At 65.3% G+C, this 401-nt stretch carries 1 protein-coding gene; it reads left to right on the plus strand.

The window, feature by feature from the left end:
- Positions 1-316 (plus strand): L-lactate permease (locus MKK50_RS14275; protein ID WP_499023200.1); only part of this gene is annotated, 316 nt, incomplete at its 5' end.
- Positions 317-401 lie beyond the last annotated feature (85 nt).

The raw sequence follows: 401 nt of genomic DNA on the forward strand, positions 1-401 counted from the left end.
GGACACGGCCTCGATCGTGCTGTTCGGCGGCCTTCAGCAGATCACCTCCGAGCTGCACGGACTCTCGGTCATCCTCATGGCCCCGGCGAACTCGTCAGCCGGCGAGACGGGCAAGCTGATTGACGCCCAGTCGATCGTCGGGGCCTCGACGGCGACGGGCTATATCGGCCAGGAGAGCAAGATTCTGCGCTTCGTGGTCTGGCACGCGATCGTGCTGGCTTGCCTCGTCGGCGGCCTCGTGTTTCTCCAGCTCTACGTCTACCCATGCACCGAGATGCTGATCCACCCGTCCGCCACGGCACCCGCCGCGCACTAACCGAACGGATCGAAAGTCCGCAACAACGCCCGCCCCGAGCGCTCGGGGCGGGCTTTTTCTTGGGCTAGAGCATCGTCCCGAAAGG

The sequence above is a fragment of the Methylobacterium sp. J-043 genome (assembly GCF_022829505.1).
Taxonomy (GTDB): Bacteria; Pseudomonadota; Alphaproteobacteria; order Rhizobiales; family Beijerinckiaceae; genus Methylobacterium; species Methylobacterium extorquens_A.